The 19,427-nt window shown below is 42.0% G+C and carries 20 protein-coding genes, 1 pseudogene and 1 other annotated feature; of the genes and pseudogenes, 7 read left to right on the forward strand and 14 right to left on the reverse strand.

All coding sequences use genetic code 11. From position 1 onward, the window contains the following. Positions 1 to 133 precede the first annotated feature (133 nt). Positions 134 to 899: pseudogene (locus BM135_RS06130) on the forward strand (IS5 family transposase). 172 nt (positions 900 to 1,071) lie between these two features. Further along, the gene (locus BM135_RS06135) at positions 1,072 to 1,218 is read left to right on the forward strand and encodes a hypothetical protein (protein ID WP_245737303.1); all 147 of its coding nucleotides are present in this window, start codon (positions 1,072 to 1,074) and stop codon (positions 1,216 to 1,218) included. 15 nt (positions 1,219 to 1,233) lie between these two features. Here BM135_RS06135 and hisIE read toward each other — a convergent pair whose 3' ends face one another. The 8 genes from hisIE to hisG are packed head-to-tail and all read right to left on the reverse strand — an operon-like array spanning position 1,234 to position 8,446. After that, a complete protein-coding gene (hisIE, locus tag BM135_RS06140; RefSeq protein WP_092518842.1) occupies positions 1,234 to 1,869 on the reverse strand; it encodes a bifunctional phosphoribosyl-AMP cyclohydrolase/phosphoribosyl-ATP diphosphatase HisIE in 636 nt (211 codons plus the stop codon). Continuing rightward, positions 1,863 to 2,639, reverse strand: coding sequence for an imidazole glycerol phosphate synthase subunit HisF (hisF, locus tag BM135_RS06145; RefSeq protein ID WP_092518843.1), 777 nt, complete (start codon positions 2,637 to 2,639; stop codon positions 1,863 to 1,865). The genes hisIE and hisF overlap by 7 nt, the downstream gene beginning before the upstream one ends. Then, the gene (gene hisA, locus BM135_RS06150) at positions 2,621 to 3,358 is read right to left on the reverse strand and encodes a 1-(5-phosphoribosyl)-5-[(5-phosphoribosylamino)methylideneamino]imidazole-4-carboxamide isomerase (RefSeq protein ID WP_092518852.1); all 738 of its coding nucleotides are present in this window, start codon (positions 3,356 to 3,358) and stop codon (positions 2,621 to 2,623) included. Before hisA ends, hisF begins: the two co-directional genes overlap by 19 nt. 4 nt (positions 3,359 to 3,362) lie before the next feature. Next, positions 3,363 to 3,953, reverse strand: a complete 591-nt coding sequence (gene hisH / locus BM135_RS06155) for an imidazole glycerol phosphate synthase subunit HisH (protein ID WP_092518853.1) — start codon at positions 3,951 to 3,953, stop codon at positions 3,363 to 3,365. A gap of 23 nt (positions 3,954 to 3,976) precedes the next feature. Then, positions 3,977 to 5,074, reverse strand: coding sequence for a bifunctional histidinol-phosphatase/imidazoleglycerol-phosphate dehydratase HisB (gene hisB, locus BM135_RS06160; RefSeq protein ID WP_092518854.1), 1,098 nt, complete (start codon positions 5,072 to 5,074; stop codon positions 3,977 to 3,979). Beyond that, positions 5,071 to 6,189 carry a histidinol-phosphate transaminase gene (gene hisC, locus BM135_RS06165; RefSeq protein ID WP_092518855.1) on the reverse strand — a complete coding sequence of 373 codons (1,119 nt, stop codon included), beginning with the start codon at positions 6,187 to 6,189 and terminating at the stop codon, positions 5,071 to 5,073. Before hisC ends, hisB begins: the two co-directional genes overlap by 4 nt. A gap of 17 nt (positions 6,190 to 6,206) precedes the next feature. After that, on the reverse strand, positions 6,207 to 7,544 hold the full coding sequence (gene hisD / locus BM135_RS06170) for a histidinol dehydrogenase (protein ID WP_175485989.1): 1,338 nt from the start codon (positions 7,542 to 7,544) through the stop codon (positions 6,207 to 6,209). A 2-nt stretch (positions 7,545 to 7,546) separates the two neighbouring features. Beyond that, complete coding sequence (gene hisG / locus BM135_RS06175; RefSeq protein ID WP_092518857.1) at positions 7,547 to 8,446, reverse strand: ATP phosphoribosyltransferase; 900 nt, start codon at positions 8,444 to 8,446, stop codon at positions 7,547 to 7,549. A gap of 56 nt (positions 8,447 to 8,502) precedes the next feature. After that, positions 8,503 to 8,625 (reverse strand) — a sequence feature (His leader region). Positions 8,626 to 8,997: 372 nt separating this feature from the next. Here hisG and BM135_RS06180 point away from each other — a divergent pair. Both BM135_RS06180 and BM135_RS06185 read left to right on the forward strand, forming a co-directional pair. Then, positions 8,998 to 9,828, forward strand: coding sequence for an SDR family oxidoreductase (locus tag BM135_RS06180; RefSeq protein ID WP_175485995.1), 831 nt, complete (start codon positions 8,998 to 9,000; stop codon positions 9,826 to 9,828). A gap of 128 nt (positions 9,829 to 9,956) precedes the next feature. Continuing rightward, positions 9,957 to 11,165 carry a serine hydrolase gene (locus BM135_RS06185; RefSeq protein WP_092518859.1) on the forward strand — a complete coding sequence of 403 codons (1,209 nt, stop codon included), beginning with the start codon at positions 9,957 to 9,959 and terminating at the stop codon, positions 11,163 to 11,165. Positions 11,166 to 11,244: 79 nt separating this feature from the next. On the opposite strand, the gene BM135_RS06190 is transcribed toward BM135_RS06185, so the two are convergent. From BM135_RS06190 to BM135_RS06200, 3 genes are all read right to left on the reverse strand, one after another. After that, the gene (locus tag BM135_RS06190; protein ID WP_092518860.1) at positions 11,245 to 12,552 is read right to left on the reverse strand and encodes a serine/threonine transporter; all 1,308 of its coding nucleotides are present in this window, start codon (positions 12,550 to 12,552) and stop codon (positions 11,245 to 11,247) included. Positions 12,553 to 13,568: 1,016 nt separating this feature from the next. Beyond that, a complete protein-coding gene (gene ybjG, locus BM135_RS06195; RefSeq protein ID WP_245737304.1) occupies positions 13,569 to 14,177 on the reverse strand; it encodes an undecaprenyl-diphosphate phosphatase in 609 nt (202 codons plus the stop codon). Between the two features lie 445 nt (positions 14,178 to 14,622). Next, positions 14,623 to 14,886, reverse strand: a complete 264-nt coding sequence (locus BM135_RS06200) for a GrxA family glutaredoxin (RefSeq protein ID WP_092518862.1) — start codon at positions 14,884 to 14,886, stop codon at positions 14,623 to 14,625. Positions 14,887 to 15,096: 210 nt separating this feature from the next. Between BM135_RS06200 and BM135_RS06205 the strand changes: the two genes are divergently transcribed. The 3 genes from BM135_RS06205 (at position 15,097) to rlmC (ending at position 17,163) form a co-directional block, all read left to right on the forward strand. Next, positions 15,097 to 15,414 carry a YbjC family protein gene (locus BM135_RS06205; RefSeq protein ID WP_092518863.1) on the forward strand — a complete coding sequence of 106 codons (318 nt, stop codon included), beginning with the start codon at positions 15,097 to 15,099 and terminating at the stop codon, positions 15,412 to 15,414. 75 nt (positions 15,415 to 15,489) lie between these two features. Beyond that, complete coding sequence (locus BM135_RS06210; protein WP_092518864.1) at positions 15,490 to 16,005, forward strand: type III secretion system chaperone family protein; 516 nt, start codon at positions 15,490 to 15,492, stop codon at positions 16,003 to 16,005. A 24-nt stretch (positions 16,006 to 16,029) separates the two neighbouring features. Continuing rightward, a complete protein-coding gene (gene rlmC / locus BM135_RS06215) occupies positions 16,030 to 17,163 on the forward strand; it encodes a 23S rRNA (uracil(747)-C(5))-methyltransferase RlmC (protein ID WP_092518865.1) in 1,134 nt (377 codons plus the stop codon). A gap of 85 nt (positions 17,164 to 17,248) precedes the next feature. On the opposite strand, the gene artM is transcribed toward rlmC, so the two are convergent. The 3 genes from artM to artJ are packed head-to-tail and all read right to left on the reverse strand — an operon-like array spanning position 17,249 to position 19,382. After that, complete coding sequence (gene artM / locus BM135_RS06220) at positions 17,249 to 17,917, reverse strand: arginine ABC transporter permease ArtM (protein WP_092518866.1); 669 nt, start codon at positions 17,915 to 17,917, stop codon at positions 17,249 to 17,251. After that, positions 17,917 to 18,633 carry an arginine ABC transporter permease ArtQ gene (artQ, locus tag BM135_RS06225; RefSeq protein ID WP_092518867.1) on the reverse strand — a complete coding sequence of 239 codons (717 nt, stop codon included), beginning with the start codon at positions 18,631 to 18,633 and terminating at the stop codon, positions 17,917 to 17,919. The genes artM and artQ overlap by 1 nt, the downstream gene beginning before the upstream one ends. A gap of 11 nt (positions 18,634 to 18,644) precedes the next feature. Continuing rightward, the gene (artJ, locus tag BM135_RS06230) at positions 18,645 to 19,382 is read right to left on the reverse strand and encodes an arginine ABC transporter substrate-binding protein (RefSeq protein ID WP_092518878.1); all 738 of its coding nucleotides are present in this window, start codon (positions 19,380 to 19,382) and stop codon (positions 18,645 to 18,647) included. Positions 19,383 to 19,427: the final 45 nt, after the last annotated feature.

Here is a 19,427-nt window from a genome sequence, read left to right on the forward strand (position 1 = left end):
ACTAAGCGCCAGAAGGCTGGCTGGGATAATGGCTATATGATGAAAATCCTGACAGTGGGATTTTCATCTGTATAAATTAGACCCGTTTGCCCTACCCATCATTCCATCATTCCATCATAAGAGTCGATTAACCATGAGTACACCTGCACACCGCCGCCACGATATTTCAGATCGCGCCTGGAGCCTGCTTGAACCTCATTTGCCAGGGCGTAAAGGCGCTTGGGGGCGTGTAGTTGAAGATAATCGGCGTTTTATCAAAGGGGTGTTTTGGATTTTACGGACGGGTGCGCCTTGGCGAGACCTCCATACTGATTATGGTGACTGGAAAAATACCCACCGTCGTTTTTGCCGCTGGAGAGACAAAGGTATATGGGAAAAGCGGCTCGAACAGTTGGTCAATGACCCCGATTTCGAGTGGTTAATGATTGATGCCAGCCATATTAAGGTTCATCCCGATGCGGCAGGAGCCACAGGAGGTAATCAGGATATGGGTCTCACAAAAGGGGGCTCAATACAAAGATACATTTGGCCGTGGATGCGCCTGGTATGCCAGTCAGAATTGTTATTACAAGCGGTACCACAGAGGATTGTTCACAAGCTGAGACCTTAATTGAAGGGCTCAATGCAGAGCATCTCTTGGCGGACAAGGGCTATGATAGCAACGCAATAGTAGAAAAAGCTGAACAACAAGGCATGCAAGTCTAGATCCCTAGCCGGAAAAATCGGAAGGTCGCCAGAGAATATGATCGTGAACTCTACCGGCTTCGCCATTTGGTTGAAAATGCTTTCTTCATCTTAAGCGCTGGCGTGGTATAGCCACTCGCTATGCAAAAAATAGTGCGTCTTTTCCTGCCGTAGTGCAAATTCGTTGCTTTGTTCTTTGGCTGAAAATTTCATGACGACAGTATCTAATACTACAGCCGTAGATTTTCGCAAATCAACGTGTTATCTGATAATCGCTAAATTAAGAAACTATGTAATTTCAATCTTTTTATGGCGGATCTCCTATCGAGAAATAGTGTTCACGGCTGTAGTACTAAGTTGGTAGGACCAGAAGGGAACGTTATCGGCGTGGATACTACTCTTGAGCAAATTGAATTTGCCAAGAGTTACGTCGAATATCACCGAGAAGCCTATGGCTACAACGAAAGTAATGTACATTTTATACACGGTAATATTGAGTTCTTGGATCTACTCAATTTACCTTTTAAACGTTGATACCTGCACTGAAAATTATTCTTTGGCTGCGTGCCGTTCCCGCAATTGACGGATGATACTACTGAGATCGCGTTCTTGATCTTGGAGTAAAACCAGCAGGTGATAGATCAAATCTGCGGCTTCGTTGGTCAACTCTTCTCTATCATTGACTGTAGCCGCTAATGCGGTTTCTACACCTTCTTCGCCAACTTTTTGGGCGATGCGTTTTGTTCCACTGGCATATAAGCGAGCAGTATAGGAACTGTCCGGTGAGGCATTTTTTCGGCTTGCCAGTAATTGTTCCAATTCATAGAGAAAACTCCATTCGGTTTGTGCAGGCGCAAAGCAGCTCTCAGTGCCTTTATGACAGGTTGGACCAATAGGGTTCACTAAGGCTAGCAGAGTATCATTGTCGCAGTCAGGATAGATCTCTACCAGATTCAGGAAGTGGCCGGAGCTTTCGCCTTTTGTCCACAATCGCTGTTTAGTACGGGAAAAAAAGGTTACCTTGCCAGAATCGAGCGTTATATTCAGTGCTTCCTGATTCATGTAGCCCATCATTAACACCGTTCCAGAGGTGGCGTGTTGAACGATGACAGGCATCAGATTATCTACTTTTTTCCAATCCAGTTTCTCAATTTCTTGAGCTGTTAATTGTCGTGCTGTCAACATGTTCTAACCTCGACACCCTGTGTAGCAAGATATTGTTTAAGTTCACTGATATTAATGATCTGTTTGTGGAAAACGGAAGCAGCCAAAGCTCCATCAACATTTGCAAGTTGGAAAGCATCCAGAAAATGTTCTGGTGTGCCAGCTCCCCCGGAAGCAACCAATGGCACAGAGCAGACATCGCGCACTAATTTTAGCTGAGTAAGGTCATAGCCATTACGGACACCATCTTGATTCATCATGTTCAGAACGATTTCACCAGCACCACGTTGTTGTACTTCTTTGACCCAATCCAATGTCTGCCAGCGTGTTGCGGTTGTGCGTTTTTCATCTCCTGTAAACTGGTAAACCTGATAGCTGTTGGTTTTCTCATCAAACCACGTATCAATACCCACGACGACACATTGGACACCGTAGCGATCAGCCAGACGGTTAATCAAATCCGGGTCAGCTAAGGCTGGAGAGTTGATAGAAATCTTATCTGCACCGAACGCCAATATTTGCCCTGTTTCTTCGACAGTTTTAATTCCACCTGCCACGCAGAAAGGGATATCGATGACTTCAGCAACTTTTGCCACCCAACTTTTATCTACCACGCGACCATCGGAAGAGGCGGTAATATCATAAAATACCAACTCATCAGCACCCTCTTGTGCATAGCGCTGTGCGAGAGGAACAATGTCACCAATAGTTTCGTGGTTACGGAATTGTACGCCCTTGACGACTTGCCCATCACGGACATCCAGACATGGAATTACGCGTTTTGCCAACATTGGATAGCCTCCGTCAGTGTAAATTTTTCTTCCAGTAATGCGCGTCCGACAATAACGCCTGCGACACCAGATGCAGGCAGGGGAGAAATATCGGTGAGGCTGCCAATACCACCAGAGGCTTGAAATTGGACTTGTGGATATTGTTGGCTGATCTCCTGATAGAGCGCAATATTGGAGCCGCTTAATGTGCCATCACGGGAAATATCGGTACATAAAACATGTTTTAGTCCAACAGGGAGATATTGTTCAATGACATACTCAAGAGTGGCATTGCTGTTTTCCTGCCAACCACTGATGGCGACTTGTTTAACCCCATCTGCATTGATGCGGATGTCCAGCGCCAGTACAATTACTTCTGCCCCATATTGTTGAAACCATTGCTTGACTAATTCAGGTTGTGTAACTGCAGTAGAGCCAATTACAACTCGGCTTGCTCCTGCTTCAAGTAATGCTTTTACATCTGCCTCTGAACGAATTCCTCCACCGACTTGAACGGGAATAGTAACTCCTGCCAGGAGCTTTTTCAAAAGTGCAATTTGGCGTTTGGCGGGATCTTTTGCGCCAGTGAGATCCACCAAATGCAGCCATTTAGCGCCTTCCTGTTCATATCGTTGTAATCGGGAGAGTGGAAAGCTGCCATAATCCCGACGTTGGTCATAATCTCCTTGATGCAGGCGCACCACATTTCCATCAATTAAATCTAATGCAGGCATAATCATGCGCTTACATCTCCAAAAAATTTTTTAGTAATTGTGCGCCTGCTGCACCTGAGCGCTCAGGATGAAATTGCACACCAAAGAAATTATCTCTTGCAATCGCACTGCTGAATGTATTGCCATATTCGGTTTGGGCAATCGTAAACTCACCAACAGGCAGAGCATAGCTATGAACAAAATAGAAACGGGAGTTATCGGTGATATAGCGAAACAGCGGATTACCTGACTGTGCTTTCACTTGATTCCAGCCCATATGTGGTAATGGCAGACCTGCGGTCATTATTTTTTCGACGGGAGCATCAATTAATTTCAGTAGGGGAACGTTATCTCCCTCTGCACTGACTTTAGCAAGTAATTGCATGCCGAGGCAGATACCCAATACAGGTTGGGTAATAGAATGAATTAAGGGAATTAATTGTCGCTGTCCAAGCTGTTTCATTGCGGTGGTAGCCGTACCTACCCCCGGTAGAAGTAATTTATCGGCTGTTCGTACAATATCTGCATCTAAACTTATAATGGGTTTATAACCTAACCGACGGATAGCATAGGTAACAGAAGCAAGGTTAGCGCAGCCTGTATCTAGAATAACAACGTTCATCATGACTTCCTTTATAGCATTTCCTATAAAACACCTTTGGAGCTAGGCAGAGTATCGCCTTCTATGCGAATGGCCTGCCGCAATGTCCGGCCAAAGACTTTAAACAGGCTTTCTGCCCGATGGTGATCATTCTTGCCTTTGGTTTTCAGGTGTAGGGTGCATCCCATGGTGTAAGAGAGGGAACGGAAGAAGTGTTCGATCATCTCTGTGCTCAAATCTCCAACACGCTGATGTTTAAATTCGGCTTTATATTCGAGGTGTGGACGACCGGAAATATCCAGAGCACAGCGTGCAAGGCACTCATCCATTGGCAGTGTGAAGCCAAATCTGGCAATGCCACGTTTATCTCCCAATGCTTGCTTTAACGCTTCTCCCAGCGCGAGACCGGTATCTTCAACAGTATGATGATCGTCAATATAGAGATCACCTTTGACTTGTATATTCATGCGGAAGCCTCCGTGAGTCGCAATCTGATCCAGCATGTGATCGAAGAAACCGACGCCAGTATTGATGCGGCTTTCTCCTTCATGATCCAGCCAAATTTCAATATCAATAACGGTCTCTTTGGTTTTTCGTTCAACGTGAGCATGGCGATCTTTACGGGTTAATTCGTTACGAGTTAATTCATTGCGGAGTAATTGATCACAAATGGCTGACCATCCTAGTGTTTCAGGTTGATAACGAATGCCTTTGATACCCATGTTTTGGGCTAATTGCAGATCGGTTTCCCGATCTCCGATGACATAACTGTTTTCAGTATCAATAACATTTTCGACCAGATATTTTTGTACCAATCCGAGCTTGGGTTTACGGCAAAGACAGCTATCTTCTGGTTTGTGTGGGCAGATCAGCACCTCTTCAAAATGGATACCTTGTGAAGTGAAAACCTGCATCATCAGGGCATGGGGTGGTTCAAAATCCGCTTGTGGAAAACTGGCTGTACCTAATCCGTCCTGATTAGAAATCATCACTAATTTGTAATTGGCTTTTTGCAGAGACAGTAAGGCAGGGATCACTCCAACCTCAAAAGCCAATTTATCAAGGCGATCAACTTGGTAATCACTGAGTGGCTCGGTGATCAATGTTCCATCGCGGTCAATAAAAAGCATTTTCTGGCTCATGGGTTCTCAGTTTCCTTGATTTGTTGAGTTTGACTGGAAAGTGCACTAATGGCACTGACTAGCTGTTCACATTCATTCCGGCTGCCGATGGTAATGCGCAGGCAATTTTCTAATCCCGGTTGTTTACTTTGATCACGCAAGATGATCCCTTGCTCCCATAGCGTTTTGAATACGAACTCTGCATTGATAAATTTCACCAAAATATAGTTGGTTTCGCTTGGAAACACGTTTTCAACCAATGCCAATTTACTGAGTGCTTGCTGGAGATAAGCCCGATTGCTGACGATCTCTTTCACCCGATTTCTCATTGTTTGAATGCCCGTTTCAGTTAGCGCTTGTGCCGCGATATCTGCGATAGGTGTAGCAAGTGGATAAGGGGTAATCACTTTCAGCATCAGCGCGATGATATCGGCAGAAGCCAATGTAAATCCACAACGCAATCCAGCCAAAGCGAAAGCTTTCGAGAGGGTTCGCAAAATGACTAAGTGAGGATAGTCTTGTAGCCAACGGGTGGTAGCATGGGTAGTTGCATGTTGTGGGCAAAATTCGATGTAGGCTTCGTCAATGGCAACGATGGCACGGTTACGAGTCAATTCAAGGATCTGATGTAATGCAGCCGGATCAATGAGGTTGCCTGTAGGGTTGTTGGGACTACAGATATAGATTAGCTTGACGCGATCCAGATTATTTTTGATGGCGGCAATATCCGGTTGCCAGTCGATGCCGGCAGGGATCTTTTTCTGCTCTATGCCGAAGGTTTCGGCACTAACGCTATACATGCCATAGGTGGGCGGACAAAACAGTACAGCATCGCGTCCCGGCTCACAAAAAACTCGGATCAGCAATTCGATAGATTCATCTGCGCCACGGCTGACAAGAATTTGCTCCGGTTGCAGATCAGCGTAATCGGCATAACGTTGAATTACTGTTGCTGGTTGGCATTCAGGATAGCGATTGAGTGTGTTTTCAGTGAGTTGGAAATTGGGTGCGATGGGGTATTCATTCGCATTTAACCAAATATCACCATGACCGCCCAGACGGCGGGCAGACATATAAGGGACTAATTTGCGAACGTTTTCTCTTGCCAGTGAATTGATATCAAAAACCGTACTCATGATTGTTCCTTAACTTTTTATGGTTTTAAACCCCGTGGTTCTAAATCTGAGTTGTTCAAGGCAGTCATGCGTAACGTAACGGCATTTTTGTGCGCGATGAGCTGTTCTGCCTGTGCCAGTGTTTCGATAGTTGGTGCGAGGTTTCTTAATCCTTGGGGAGTGAGCCGCTGAACGGTCATTCTTTTCAGGAAATCAGCCAGGCCGAGGCTGGAATAGGTTGAAGTATAGCCATAGGTAGGCAGAACGTGATTAGTGCCAGAAGCGTAATCTCCAGCGGATTCAGGCGACCAATCACCGAGAAAAATAGAACCAGCATTAGTAATCTGCTCAACCAGTTGCTCAGGCTGACGAGTTTGAATGATCAAATGCTCTGGGCCATATTGATTGCTGATTGTCACGCATTGGGTGAGATTTTCAGTAATAATAATCCGGCTGGCTTGCAAGGCTTGTGTTGCGATCTGCTGGCGTGGCAAAACTGCAAGCTGGGTTTCAATTTCACGGATAACTTGTTCTGCCAAGTTTTTATCGGGGGTTACCAGTATGACTTGAGAATCGGGGCCATGTTCTGCTTGTGAAAGTAGATCCGCTGCTGTGAATATGGGGTTGGCTCCGCTGTCAGCGATAACCAGTACCTCAGATGGACCAGCGGGCATATCGATCGCTGCACCGTCGATCTGTTGGCTTACCTGACGTTTGGCTTCTGTAACCCATGCGTTTCCGGGACCAAAAATTTTGTCTATTTTGGGAACGGATTCGGTTCCGAATGCCATTGCTGCAATTGCTTGGACTCCACCGATTTGAAATATTTCACTGATCCCACATAGTTGGGCAGCATAGAGGATTTCATCGGCAATGGGGGGAGGTGAACACAGGATGACTTTACGGCAACCCGCAATATTGGCGGGTGTACCTAACATTAGTACTGTGGAAGGCAAAGGGGCAGAGCCTCCGGGAATATAGAGCCCAACTGAATCTATTGGGCGCGTAACTTGCTGGCAGCGAACGCCCGGTAATGTTTCAATGTCAATTTCTGCTGGTTTTTGGGCATTGTGGAACTGACGGATATTGTTCATGGCCTGTTGCATGGCCTGCTTGATTTCTGGCGTTAGGCGAGTGACGGCGGCATTCACTTCATTTGTAGAAATCTGAATGGTTTCAATAGTCGTTTTGTCGAAGCGTTGGCTGAATTCTTGTAATGCTTGATCTCCGCGTATTTTTACGGTTTCCAGAATCTGTTTAACCGTGTTGGAAATATTGTCGGATGCGGCAATCGCCGGGCGTGTCAGCAATATTTTTTGTTGTTCTGGCGTGCATTCTTGCCAGCGAATGATGGTCTTAAAATTGGTGTTCATCAAGGTTACTCCATCATTTTTTCAATTGGCAGAACCAGAATGGAGCTGGCACCTAATGCCTTGAGCTTTTCCATCGTTTCCCAGAACAGAGTTTCACTGCTGACCATATGTATAGCTACGCGATTTTGTGCACCTGCCAGTGGCAAGATAGTGGGGCGTTCTGCGCCCGGAAGCAGGGATATAATCTCTTCCAGTTTGTCATTGGGAGCATGTAGCATGATGTATTTGGATTCTCGCGCTTGAATGACGCCTTGGATGCGGAGCATCAACTTGTCAATGAGCTGCTGTTTGGTTACTGGCATTTCTCCATCACGCTGGATCAAACAGGCTTTTGAGCAATAAACAACCTCAACTTCCCGTAAGCCATTGGCTTCCAATGTAGCGCCCGTTGAAACTAAATCGCAGATAGCATCAGCAAGCCCTGCACGAGGGGCAACTTCAACTGAGCCATTGAGAAGGCAGGATTTGAAGCGAATGTTTTTTTGATCTAAATAACGTTTCAATAAATGCGGATAAGAGGTAGCAATACGGGAATTTTGCAGACATTCCACATCTGTATAATCGAAATCAAAAGGTGTTGCCAGAGAGAGGCGGCAATCGCCAAAATCGAGGCGACGCAATGTTAAGTAGCAAGGGTCTTCTCCTTGTGCCCGGCGAGTCAGTAATTCTTCTTCAAGGACGTTTTCCCCAATAATACCTAAATCGACAATACCATCCATAACAAGACCTGGGATATCATCATCGCGGACACGCAGGATATCGATAGGCATATTTTCAGCAAATGCAATCAGGCGTTGTTGTTGTAAATTAATTTTGATACCACAGCGAGCCAGCAATGCTCTGGAGTCATCACTAAGGCGGCCTGATTTTTGAATGGCTATGCGTAAGCGTGTTTTATCTAACATGTTGTGTTTTACCCTATCTCAGTATTCAGTCAGTAATTAATTCGTAAAAATCAGGAATAAAAAAACCCCCGGAAAATCTTCCGAGGGTTTTTCATCATATTCATGCCACCGGAAGACGGGTCAAATGTCTTCCAGCACACAGCAGCCTGAAAGACTAATCAGGATGATGATGATGGTTAAATTGAATACGATTCATGTATATGAGTTCTCTATTTGCGCTTGATGTTATGTTCAGTGCTATTTTTTTATGTAAGACTGTTTTTGTATAAAGACTGTTTTTTATAGAAACAGCCTTTATACAAGGATACGTTGCACTGAGTGATGCTTATACGTAATGTTGACGACTAGGAGTTGGTTGCATGTTGTTTAACCTACCCGATTTTATGGATGAAAGGCAAACTTTTTTTTGAAAAAGATGTTTATTTTGCGTTAACACATTGTTTTTGAATTGAAATGTGTTCAATTGCCATTAAGTCAATATCTGAGTAATGTTAGTCATGGTCACATAATGGCCTACCGGTAAAAATGATATTGCTCTTGGGAGAATCATGGTGAGAAAAGTTTCTATTATTGGATTGGGCTGGTTAGGAATGCCATTGGCCCAAGCATTACAAAGCGGAGGGATGCAGGTCGTGGGTAGTAAAACAACACCAGATGGTGTTGAAGCTGCATGTATGTGTGGGATAGATTGTTATCTATTGAACTTGGAGCCTCAGATTATCTGTGATGCAGATGTTCTTGATCAACTGATGTCTGTTGATGTATTGGTTTTGGCACTGCCCGTTAGTGGTGTTGCTGGTGGTGGGGAAAGATATGTGCAAGCAGTGCAATTGGTTGTAGATACCGCGCTTGCGTATTCGGTTCCACGGATTATCTTTACTAGTTCAACTTCAGTTTATGGATCGTCTGTTGGCTATCTCAATGAAGATGAACTATTGCGCCCCGAAACTGAATCAGCCAAGGCGTTAGTAGAGTTGGAAAACTGGCTTCATCAACTCCCCAATACATCGGTCGATGTATTACGTCTGGCTGGTTTGGTGGGCAATGGACGTCATGCTGGGCATTTTCTTTCAGGGAAAAAAGCACTCAGGGGAGGAAACAATGCGGTCAATTTGGTTCATCAAGATGATGTTATTTCTGCCATTAAGCTTCTTATTCAACAACCGGAAGGTGGGCATATCTTTAATTTGTGCGCGCCAATACATCCGAAAAGATCGGAATTTTATCCGTTAGCCAGTCGTCAGCTCAATCTGACTCCACCAGAATTTTTGCAATCAGAAAGTGTAGAAATCGAGAGCAAGATAGTTGATGGTAGCCGTATCTGTCGGGAACTAGGGTTTGAATACCAGTTCCCAGATCCCGGCAGAATGCCAATGAGCTAACAAGAAAAAGCTTAATTTATTTCTATCATAACTCTTATAACATCCTATATTAATAGAGTTTTTATTTTTCATATTTACTCTGTCGATACGACACAAAGTTGAGTGGTAGAGAAAAAGGGAGAGCGACGATGAAAAAAAAGCAGCAGCAGATATCGATAATTAAATCTTTTACTTTTAGCTTGAGTGTTTTCTGGTTGGTAAGTGTCAACGCATACGCAATAGAACAACCTACAGCACCTGGAATTGATGCAAAAGCTTATGTGTTGATGGATTATTCCAGTGGAAAAATATTAGCTTCACATAACGCGGATGAGCGGTTAGACCCTGCCAGCTTAACGAAGATGATGACCAGCTATGTCATTGGGCAGGCGATTAAGTCAGGCAAAATTTCTACAGAAGATATGGTAACCATTGGCAAAGATGCTTGGGCTACAGGGAATCCAGTACTTAAGGGATCATCCCTGATGTTTTTGAAGCCGGGTGACAGGGTTAAGGTGATTGATCTGAACCGCGGTATTGTAATTCAATCCGGTAATGATGCCAGCATTGCACTTGCAGATTATGTAGCAGGCAGTCAGGATGCTTTCGTTGATTTGATGAATAAGTACTCGGAAACACTAAAATTGACGAATACCCACTTTAAGACAGTGCATGGCCTTGATGCAGCAGGGCAGTATAGTACCGCCCATGACATGGCTCTTTTGAGTCAGGCTATGATCCGTGATGTGCCGGAAGAATACGCCCTGAATAAAGAAAAAGATTTCACTTTTAACAACATTCGCCAACCTAACCGCAATCGTCTGTTGTGGAATAAAAACATGAACGTGGATGGTGTCAAAACCGGACATACAAGTGGAGCTGGCTATAACCTTGTTGCATCGGCAACTGAGGGGTCAATGCGCCTTATTTCAGTAGTATTGGGTGCTCCCAGTGATCGAGCGCGTTTTTCTGACAGCGAAAAACTTTTGTCATGGGGATTCCGTTTTTATGAATCTGCTACACTGTTGAAGGCCAGTGATACATTGGTGACGGAAAAAGTATGGTATGGAGCTCGTTCAAAAGTAGCATTGGGAGTGGAAAAAGATGCTTCTGTGATAGTTCCCCGTGGACAAACAGGAAACCTGAAAGCGAGCTTTACTCTGAATAACGCTTCACTTGAAGCACCATTGGCTAAGAATCAAATTGTAGGCACAGTGGACTTTGTGCTGAATGATAAAATCATTGACCAGCGCCCGTTAGTCGTTAAAGAAGCAGTAGAAGAAAGTGGTTTCTTTGGACGTATGTGGGATTTCGTTGTAAAAACGGTTCTTGGTTGGTTTAACTCGATTTTCGGTTAGTAAAAATGCCAGTCAGCCTTTTTGGTGACTGGCATTTTTCTAGGTGCTACCGTCGAAAAAAGTAGTGCATGGATTTTGATTACATGACTGAGTAAATTGCCGCTGAAATAGCAATTGAACCCGTCACAATAACAAAAATATTGCTTGGTTTACCTGCATATTTGCGCATAGCTGGAACTTTGCTGATTGCGTACATTGGCATGATAAACAGGATCATCGCAATAATTGGCCCACCCAGTGACTCAATAATATTCAGGATACTTGGGTTAAGTGTAGCTACGAACCAAGCACTGATTAACATAAAGAGACTGGTGATACGATTCAGCGTTTTGTGCTGAATAGTTTTTCCTCTAGTGTTCATCATTGCTTTGTTCACAATGCCGTTGAAACCTTCACGAGCACCGAGATAGTGACCAAGGAAAGACTTGGTAATAGCAATAAAAGCGATGAGTGGAGCAATATATTCAATAGTTGGTACGCGGAAGTGGTTAGCCAGATAGGACAGAATAGTGATGTTCTGTGCTTTTGCTTCTGCCAAGTTTTCAGGTGACAAGCTCAGTACACAGCTGAAAACAAAGAACATGACTGTCAACACCATCATGATATGGGCATAAGCCAGAATGCGTGAACATTTTTTCTCTGCATGTTCACTATACTCTTCACGTTTTGCAACTGCAAAGGCTGAGATGATTGGAGAATGGTTAAAGGAGAAAACCATAACAGGAATTGCCAGCCACAGGGTAAATAGCAAACCATTATTGCCTGTGGAAGACATGGTATTGCTCAGCGACAGGGTATCAAAGATGGTTGTGTTCCAGTGAGGGATTAAATACAGTGCCAACAGCATTAAAACGGTGACAAATGGGAATACCAATATACTCATCGCCTTAACGATGGCTTTCTCACCGAAGCGGATAATGCTCATTACACCAAGAAGCAATACCAACGCCAGCAATGCACGTGGAGGAGCATCTATTTGTAGCTGATGCACAATAAAGCTCTCTACCGTATTGGTCAGTGCAACGCTGTATACTAGCAGGATAGGATAAATGGCAAAAAAGTAGAGGATCGTGATCAGGAAGCCTGCAACTTTACCAAAATGTTCTTCTACTACTCCAGTGATATCTTCACCGCTGCTTTTACCTGATAAAACAAAACGACACATTCCACGGTGGGCAAAAAATGTCATGGGAAGCGCAAGAGTTGCCATAATGATGAGTGGAATCAAACCACCGATACCAGCATTGATGGGAAGAAATAAAACGCCGGCACCAATCGCTGTGCCATATAATCCCAACATCCATACAGTGTCTGATTTACGCCAGGTAGTGTAATCGCTTTCGCTGGAAGCAGAGGATGCGATTGAACCTGATTGAGATGTGTCCATAAATATCTCCGAAATAACGCGGTAAAGTAAAATTTAAAAACTGCTAAACCCGCACATTAATTGAATGCGCGAGTTGGATTTTTTTATATGTATAAGTTGTCAGATATTACGTTGGTGTTTATCTAAACGTCTTTATTACTACATTGTTATTACACTATTATTACATTAATAAGTTGACTAAAATCTGTTCATTTAAAACAATGGATTTTTCAACTCATTTGCTTTGTTTTTTTGATTCCTAAATCCAAAAAATTAACCCCAGACTTTTGATGGGGAAAATATAGTTATTTTCAGTGAAATGTACCGTGATCACTCTCGCAATTGCAAGATTTATATATAAAATGAAGGTTGTTATAAATATTCGTCTAAATGTTGATTAAATATTAAATAAAATAAATCTCAATCTCGGTTAAAGGATGTATCATTATTTTTATTTTAAACTCTAATACCTATCTGATTTTCCGTTCAATGATATTTATATATTAATGAGTTCTATTTTTTGATGTTGGCATGGTCTTAAATTGAATTATAAATGTCAATATTTTTATCTTTCTATATTTATCTGTAATCTGTGTTTGGTTAACTAAATGATAAATAAGGTGAATTTTTTTTATTTTTGTTTTATATGACATTTTATCTTTAGATGAAAATTTGTTTTTTATTGATTGTGCATCGATAATGGTTTAAGAATAAGCAATTTTTTCGCGTGAGGTTTTGTCATTTACTCTGTGTTTATGAAGAGATGGTAATCATTTGTTAGATTATATATTGTTAAATATAACGAAGGATTTTATTCTGATATCTAAAGTTACCATGAGTGGTAAATTACATGTTAAAAATTTGTTTTATTATGCGGTGATGTCTTTATTCATTTTGTTAACTATATGCAGCCATATCAGTGACAACAGCCACATAGTTATTATAGATATGTGACTGGTGCATAGTTACCATGTACTTAAGAACCCGTTTCTACGCCACTATTTGAAATCTATTGAGGCTGTATTATTGGAGTTTGATTAATTTCTTATCCATCCTTTTTTGATAAAGAATGCACAGCAGAATTGGTAAAGCTGAGTTAGTTTGTTTTGTAAACGTTCTCCATATTGTTTCCAAAGTATTTGGGAAAAAGCACACCCTAACAGGCTTACTAAAAATGCGCCTACCATATCAACTGGCCAGTGAACCCCCACATAGACACGAGACCAGGCAATTGCACAGGCAATAAGCATTAAAAATAAACCTGACCAAATCCGGTGCCAAAATATAAATGCCAGGGCGAAAGTAAAAACTGCTGTGCCGTGGTTACTGGGAAAAGATTCCGTAGGAGCGTGATAGAGAACGTTATAGCCAAAACCTTCAACAAATGGCCGGGCATGTGGAACAATTGTCCCAATGATATAGGAAGCAGTAATACCAAAGGCAAAAGCAATGCAAGATTTACTGACAACTATGCGTTGAGATGTAATGGCCCTTTCTTTTCCCCAAAGCCAACAAGTGGCCAATGTGATGGGGTAAATAAATACGCAATATTTCGCTATAAAGATGGCCAGCGAGATCATTACTGGTGGCGAATCTGGTGTTGCGTTGATAAACGTAAACAGATTGTGGTTAAGTTGTTCTAGCAAAGTAAGCCTCATAAGCGAGATATTATGCAAACAAGATGATTCTATTTTATCAACTTATTGTTAAAAACAGTAATTTTACAAGATATAACCTATAAAAAAAGAGAATCAATCTATTGGGTATGGTAATGAAAGGTAACTTCTATCCTGCAAGTAACTCATAATTAGTATCGTGAACAATAAAAAACCCGATAGTCTTTAACCAAAGTGGATGACTATCGGGCTCCTCAATATGGGGACATCAAAGAAAAGCAGTGGCAATAATTAAGACTACATTATGATGTGAAAGTTCTCATCCTTGAGAAAAAAATTACAAAATTTTTTCAAGAAGATGGAATCCCTTTCGAAGAGTAGTATGATTAAGGTTACCGCTATCCAGTAGGGATAAGGCTTATGGCTGGATAACGGTTTTTAAGTGACCGATTTTCTAGCTAATTATCTGGTTCAGTTATTTGTATAGTTCCAGATTTTCTTTGGCATAGGCTTCGAAATCTGTGCAACCACCGATGTGTTTCTCGTCAATAAAGATCTGAGGAACAGTTTCAACAGGTTTGCCCACTGTTTTTGATAAGTCGTCTTTGGTGATGTTTTCGGCCCAGATATCCACATAGCGGTAATCAAAATCGTCGCGCTCTGTTTTTAGTTTCTCTGCTAGCTCCTTGGCACGAACGCAGTATGGGCAACCAGGGCGGCCAAAAATGACAGTGTACATACAAACTCCTTAGTGGTAATGATCATTAACTTTATTGAGTGTTATCTGGAGTAACTATGCCTGTAAGCATTAATAAAAAAAAGCAGGAATTACCTTTTATTGTAATTAGCCCTGTCAATAAGTGGGCTCAGGTATGATAGGCTTACTATAATCTACTGAAGTCTAATGAGTCATAGAAAACCTATTTTTCAGACTGAAACAGGTTAAAGAATGAACATTAAACCATCAAAAGAGATGCGCTCATTGGTTGATATGCCTAATTTAGTAATTTTATTGGAAGTATTGGGAATTGGTCTATTAGTTCTGGCCTACTTGTCGATAACTGATAGCATAATTCTATCACCTTTATTAATGACGACAGAAGCGCACATTGCTATGATCTTATTGGGTATCGGTTGCCTGATACCGGCAGCTATCCATATTATCTGGCGTGCGGTCTATAATCTTTCCTTTTTGGGAATCGATCATAAGACAGCGGATAAAAATCATCGGATTGTCACTGATGATGAAAAAAATAAAGTAGATTAATTATTGTTCATTCTGCTACTTGCAGGGGGTCCTTTAGGTAGCATGTGTAACTTCTCGGTCATATGAGGTAATTCGATGGATTCTATGGTTATTCCCGATTTGTCAATTTTGCGCACGTGGCTTGAACAACTCAAGATCTCTTATTTTGAGAATGATTCAGGCTCAGTCTTGCATTTGCCTCATATGCAGAATATTGATGGCTTGTTTGATGCGAAGATCGATCTGTTGGGGGATGTAGTATTGTTTTCTGCTCTGGCTGAAGTTAGGCCAACTGCGATAATTCCACTGGTTGCTAATTTGAGTCAAATTAATGCCAGCTCCCTCACTGTAAAGGCATTTCTTGATATTCAGGATGAAAACTTGCCTAAGTTGATTGTTTGTCAGGCATTTCCAGTTGCTGCTGGAATGACTTTCAAACAGTTTTCCAATTTTATACAGCAGGGTGAAGAGCAAATTGCTAATGTGATTTTTGAGATTCACAGCAATAATCTTCTCTATGTTAATCATGATATGGAAAGTGAGATGGATATTGAGGTAGAAGATGAAGACTCTTTGATCTCGACGGAAACATCAACATTTACTTTGCACTAATATTTTTTGATACGGTTTTTTACAATGCAATGTGTGCAGTATACCGCGGGGCATTGTCACTCTTGCCAGTGGCTCGATAAGTCCTATTCACAGCAATTATCTGATAAACAAGAACATTTAAAACAACTTTTACAGGAAGCATCAGTAGTACATTGGCTATCGCCAGTGACCAGCAAAACGAGTGAGTTTCGTAATAAAGCCAAGATGGTAGTAAGTGGTAGTGTTGAACGCCCATTGCTTGGCATGTTGCATCGTGATGGCAGAACGGTGGATCTTTGTGACTGTCCTCTGTATCCAAAATATTTTCAGACAGTATTTGCAATAATAAAAACATTTATCGCCCGAGCTGGCTTGGTTCCGTACAGCGTTGAACGTAAGAAAGGGGAATTAAAATATATTCTTCTGACGGAAAGTCGTGCTAATGGTGAAATGATGCTGCGCTTTGTCTTACGTTCAGAAACAAAATTGGCTCAGTTGGAGCGGGCTTTGCCTTGGTTAAAGGAACAGTTGCCACAAATAACAGTGATTTCCGCTAATATTCAACCAACCCACATGGCGATTTTGGAAGGTGAAAAGGAAATCATTTTTACTGAGCGAAAAATGTTGATGGAAGTTTTTAACGATATTCCGCTGTATATTCGCCCACGTAGTTTTTTCCAGACGAATCCGGATATTGCTTCAGAACTGTATGCAATAGCTGGGCATTGGGTTAGGGAATTGAATATTAGCAGTATGTGGGATCTGTTTTGCGGTGCTGGTGGTTTTGGCCTGCATTGTGCAGATAAAAAGACCAGGCTGACGGGTATTGAGATCAGTGCAGAAGCGATTAGTTGCGCCAAAAGTTCTGCTGAAAGCCTTGGATTAGAACAGGTGGACTTTCAGGCGCTGGATTCCACTCATTTCGCTCTTGATGAATCACAAATACCTGAGTTAGTACTGGTAAACCCTCCTAGGAGAGGCGTTGGTAAGGAACTCTGTGAATACCTTAGCCGGATGGCGCCAAAATTTATTCTTTATTCGAGTTGTAATGCTCAGACAATGGCGAAAGATATAACTATACTTAAACAATATCGAATAGAGAAAATTCAGTTATTTGATATGTTTCCTCATACTGAACACTATGAAACATTGGCATTGTTAGTTCTTGACATAAATTAATAACCTGATTTATATGATTACCCGTGATAACGGTAAGTTATCACGGTAGGGGAAGTAAAGTCAGGTTATTCAGTATGGAGGTTGATTAATTTCGATGTTCAAATGATAAGGCTTGCTGTTCAATCATACGCATTAGTAGTGTCAAAAGACCATTTATGCAGAGGTAAATAATACCTGCAGCAACAAATACCGTTACATCATAACTGCGCCCGAATTGGAGCTGACTATATCCCATTATGTCTAATAGGGTGATTGTACTGGCCAGTGAAGTACTCTTGAAAATCAATACAACTTCATTGGAATAAGAAGAGAGCGCTCGCTTAAAAGCATAAGGTAACAGAATGCGCATAGAATGCGCTTTAGGCATACCAAGAGCTTGGCAGGATTGCCATTGTCCAGCAGGAATTGCTTTGACAGCCCCGTAAAATAGCTGGGTTGAGTAGGCTGCGCTATTTAATGCCAGTGTAACCATTGCACACAGCCACGGCTCTGACATAAGTTTCCATAACCACGGATATTCTTTGATTGACGGGAATTGCCCCGGCCCATAGTAGATCAAAAAAAACTGAACGAGGAGTGGGGTTCCGGTAAATAGTGTGATATAGCCTTTTACCAATTGAGAAAGTACGGGCAATTTCATTGTCAGAATCATGGTCAGGACAATGGATAGCATGAGTGCAGTCAAGAGTGCTGAGAAAGTCAAACTGAGGCTGGTTTGCAAACCGGGTAAAATTTCCTTGATATGCTCAAACATTATGTAGAACTCCGTTCAAAATGGGTGGTGCGTATTTCAAGCTGTTTGAGAATAAATTGGCTGATCAAGGTAATTATCAGATAGATCGCAGCAACAATCATATACCATGTGAATGGTTCTTGGGTTCGGGTTGCAATACTTTTTGTTTGTAACATTAAGTCATTAACACTAATTAATGAAACCAACGCAGTATCTTTTAATAAAACTAACCACTGATTACCCAGTCCTGGTAGTGCATGGCGCCACATCTGAGGCATAATCAAGCGGAAAAAGACACGACTTTGGCTCAATCCCAGAGCTTGTCCGGCTTCCCATTGCACTATTGGAACCGCTTTCAGTGCTCCCCGCAGCGTTTGTGAAGCATAAGCAGAATAGAGTAAAGACAAAGCAATAACGCCACATAGGAAAGGACTGACATCAAAATTGTCAATTTCCATCTGTATTCTGAAGTGCCAGGCAATAAGATTGATATCAAAACCTTCGGACAGCATAATTAGAAGCTGTGAACTTCCAAAATAGATGAAGAGAACAACTAAAATCTCAGGTAGCCCTCGGATCAATGTAACCCAGCAGGAGCCTAAAAATGCGATAGGTTTCCAGCGAATAGATTCCCATGCAGCAAAAAGCATTGCCAGAATTAAACCGATGACCAGCGAAGAAAGAGCAAGGCCGCCGGTAATTCCGGCGGCACTGATTAAAGATTGAAGTTCATTCATTGGGATTTAGTTTATTGTTTGAACCATTTTTTGTAGATGGTATCGTAAGTACCGTCCTGTTTAACTTCTGCTAGTGCTTTGTTCAGTTTATCCAGCAATTCAGTATTGCCTTTGCGAACTGCAATTCCTAAGCCGATACCAAAATAGTTTTTATCTGTCACTTTATTGCCAACTGTGCTTAATTCTTGGTTCTTTTTCAGCCATTCATTGACAACGGCAGTATCACCAAATACAGCATTAATACGACCATTTTTTAAATCCAGAATTGCATTTTGGTAGCTGTCATAAGGTACAGTCTTGATCTCTTTATGCTGTTCCATCAAATACTTTTGGTGTGTAGTTCCATTCTGGATCCCTACTTGCTTGCCTTTGAGAGCCGTAATTTGGTCAAATTTCCCTTTGGTGACAATAAAAATGGCAGAGTTATCATAATAGGGGTGGGTGAAATCAACTTGTTTCTGGCGGTCTGGTGTAATGTCGATGCCAGCCATCAGAGCATCAAAACGGCGAAATTTCAGGCTGGGGATGAGGCTATCGAAAGCCTGATTGGAGAATGTACATTTTGTGTTGAGCTTTGCACATATGGCATTTGCCAAATCGACGTCGAATCCTTGAATCTTATTGTTTGCATCAATAAATTCAAATGGAGGGTAAGTTGCTTCTGTTGCAAAACGGAGAATGGCTTTTTCTGCTGCGGTTGCTGATAAGGTTACTGCACTCAACAAAGCTGCAAACAATAATTTTTTCATAGCAATATCCTGTCGTTCATGATCTTTATGGTTGATAACTGCTTT

The organism is Xenorhabdus japonica (assembly GCF_900115195.1).
Classification (GTDB): domain Bacteria; phylum Pseudomonadota; class Gammaproteobacteria; order Enterobacterales; family Enterobacteriaceae; genus Xenorhabdus; species Xenorhabdus japonica.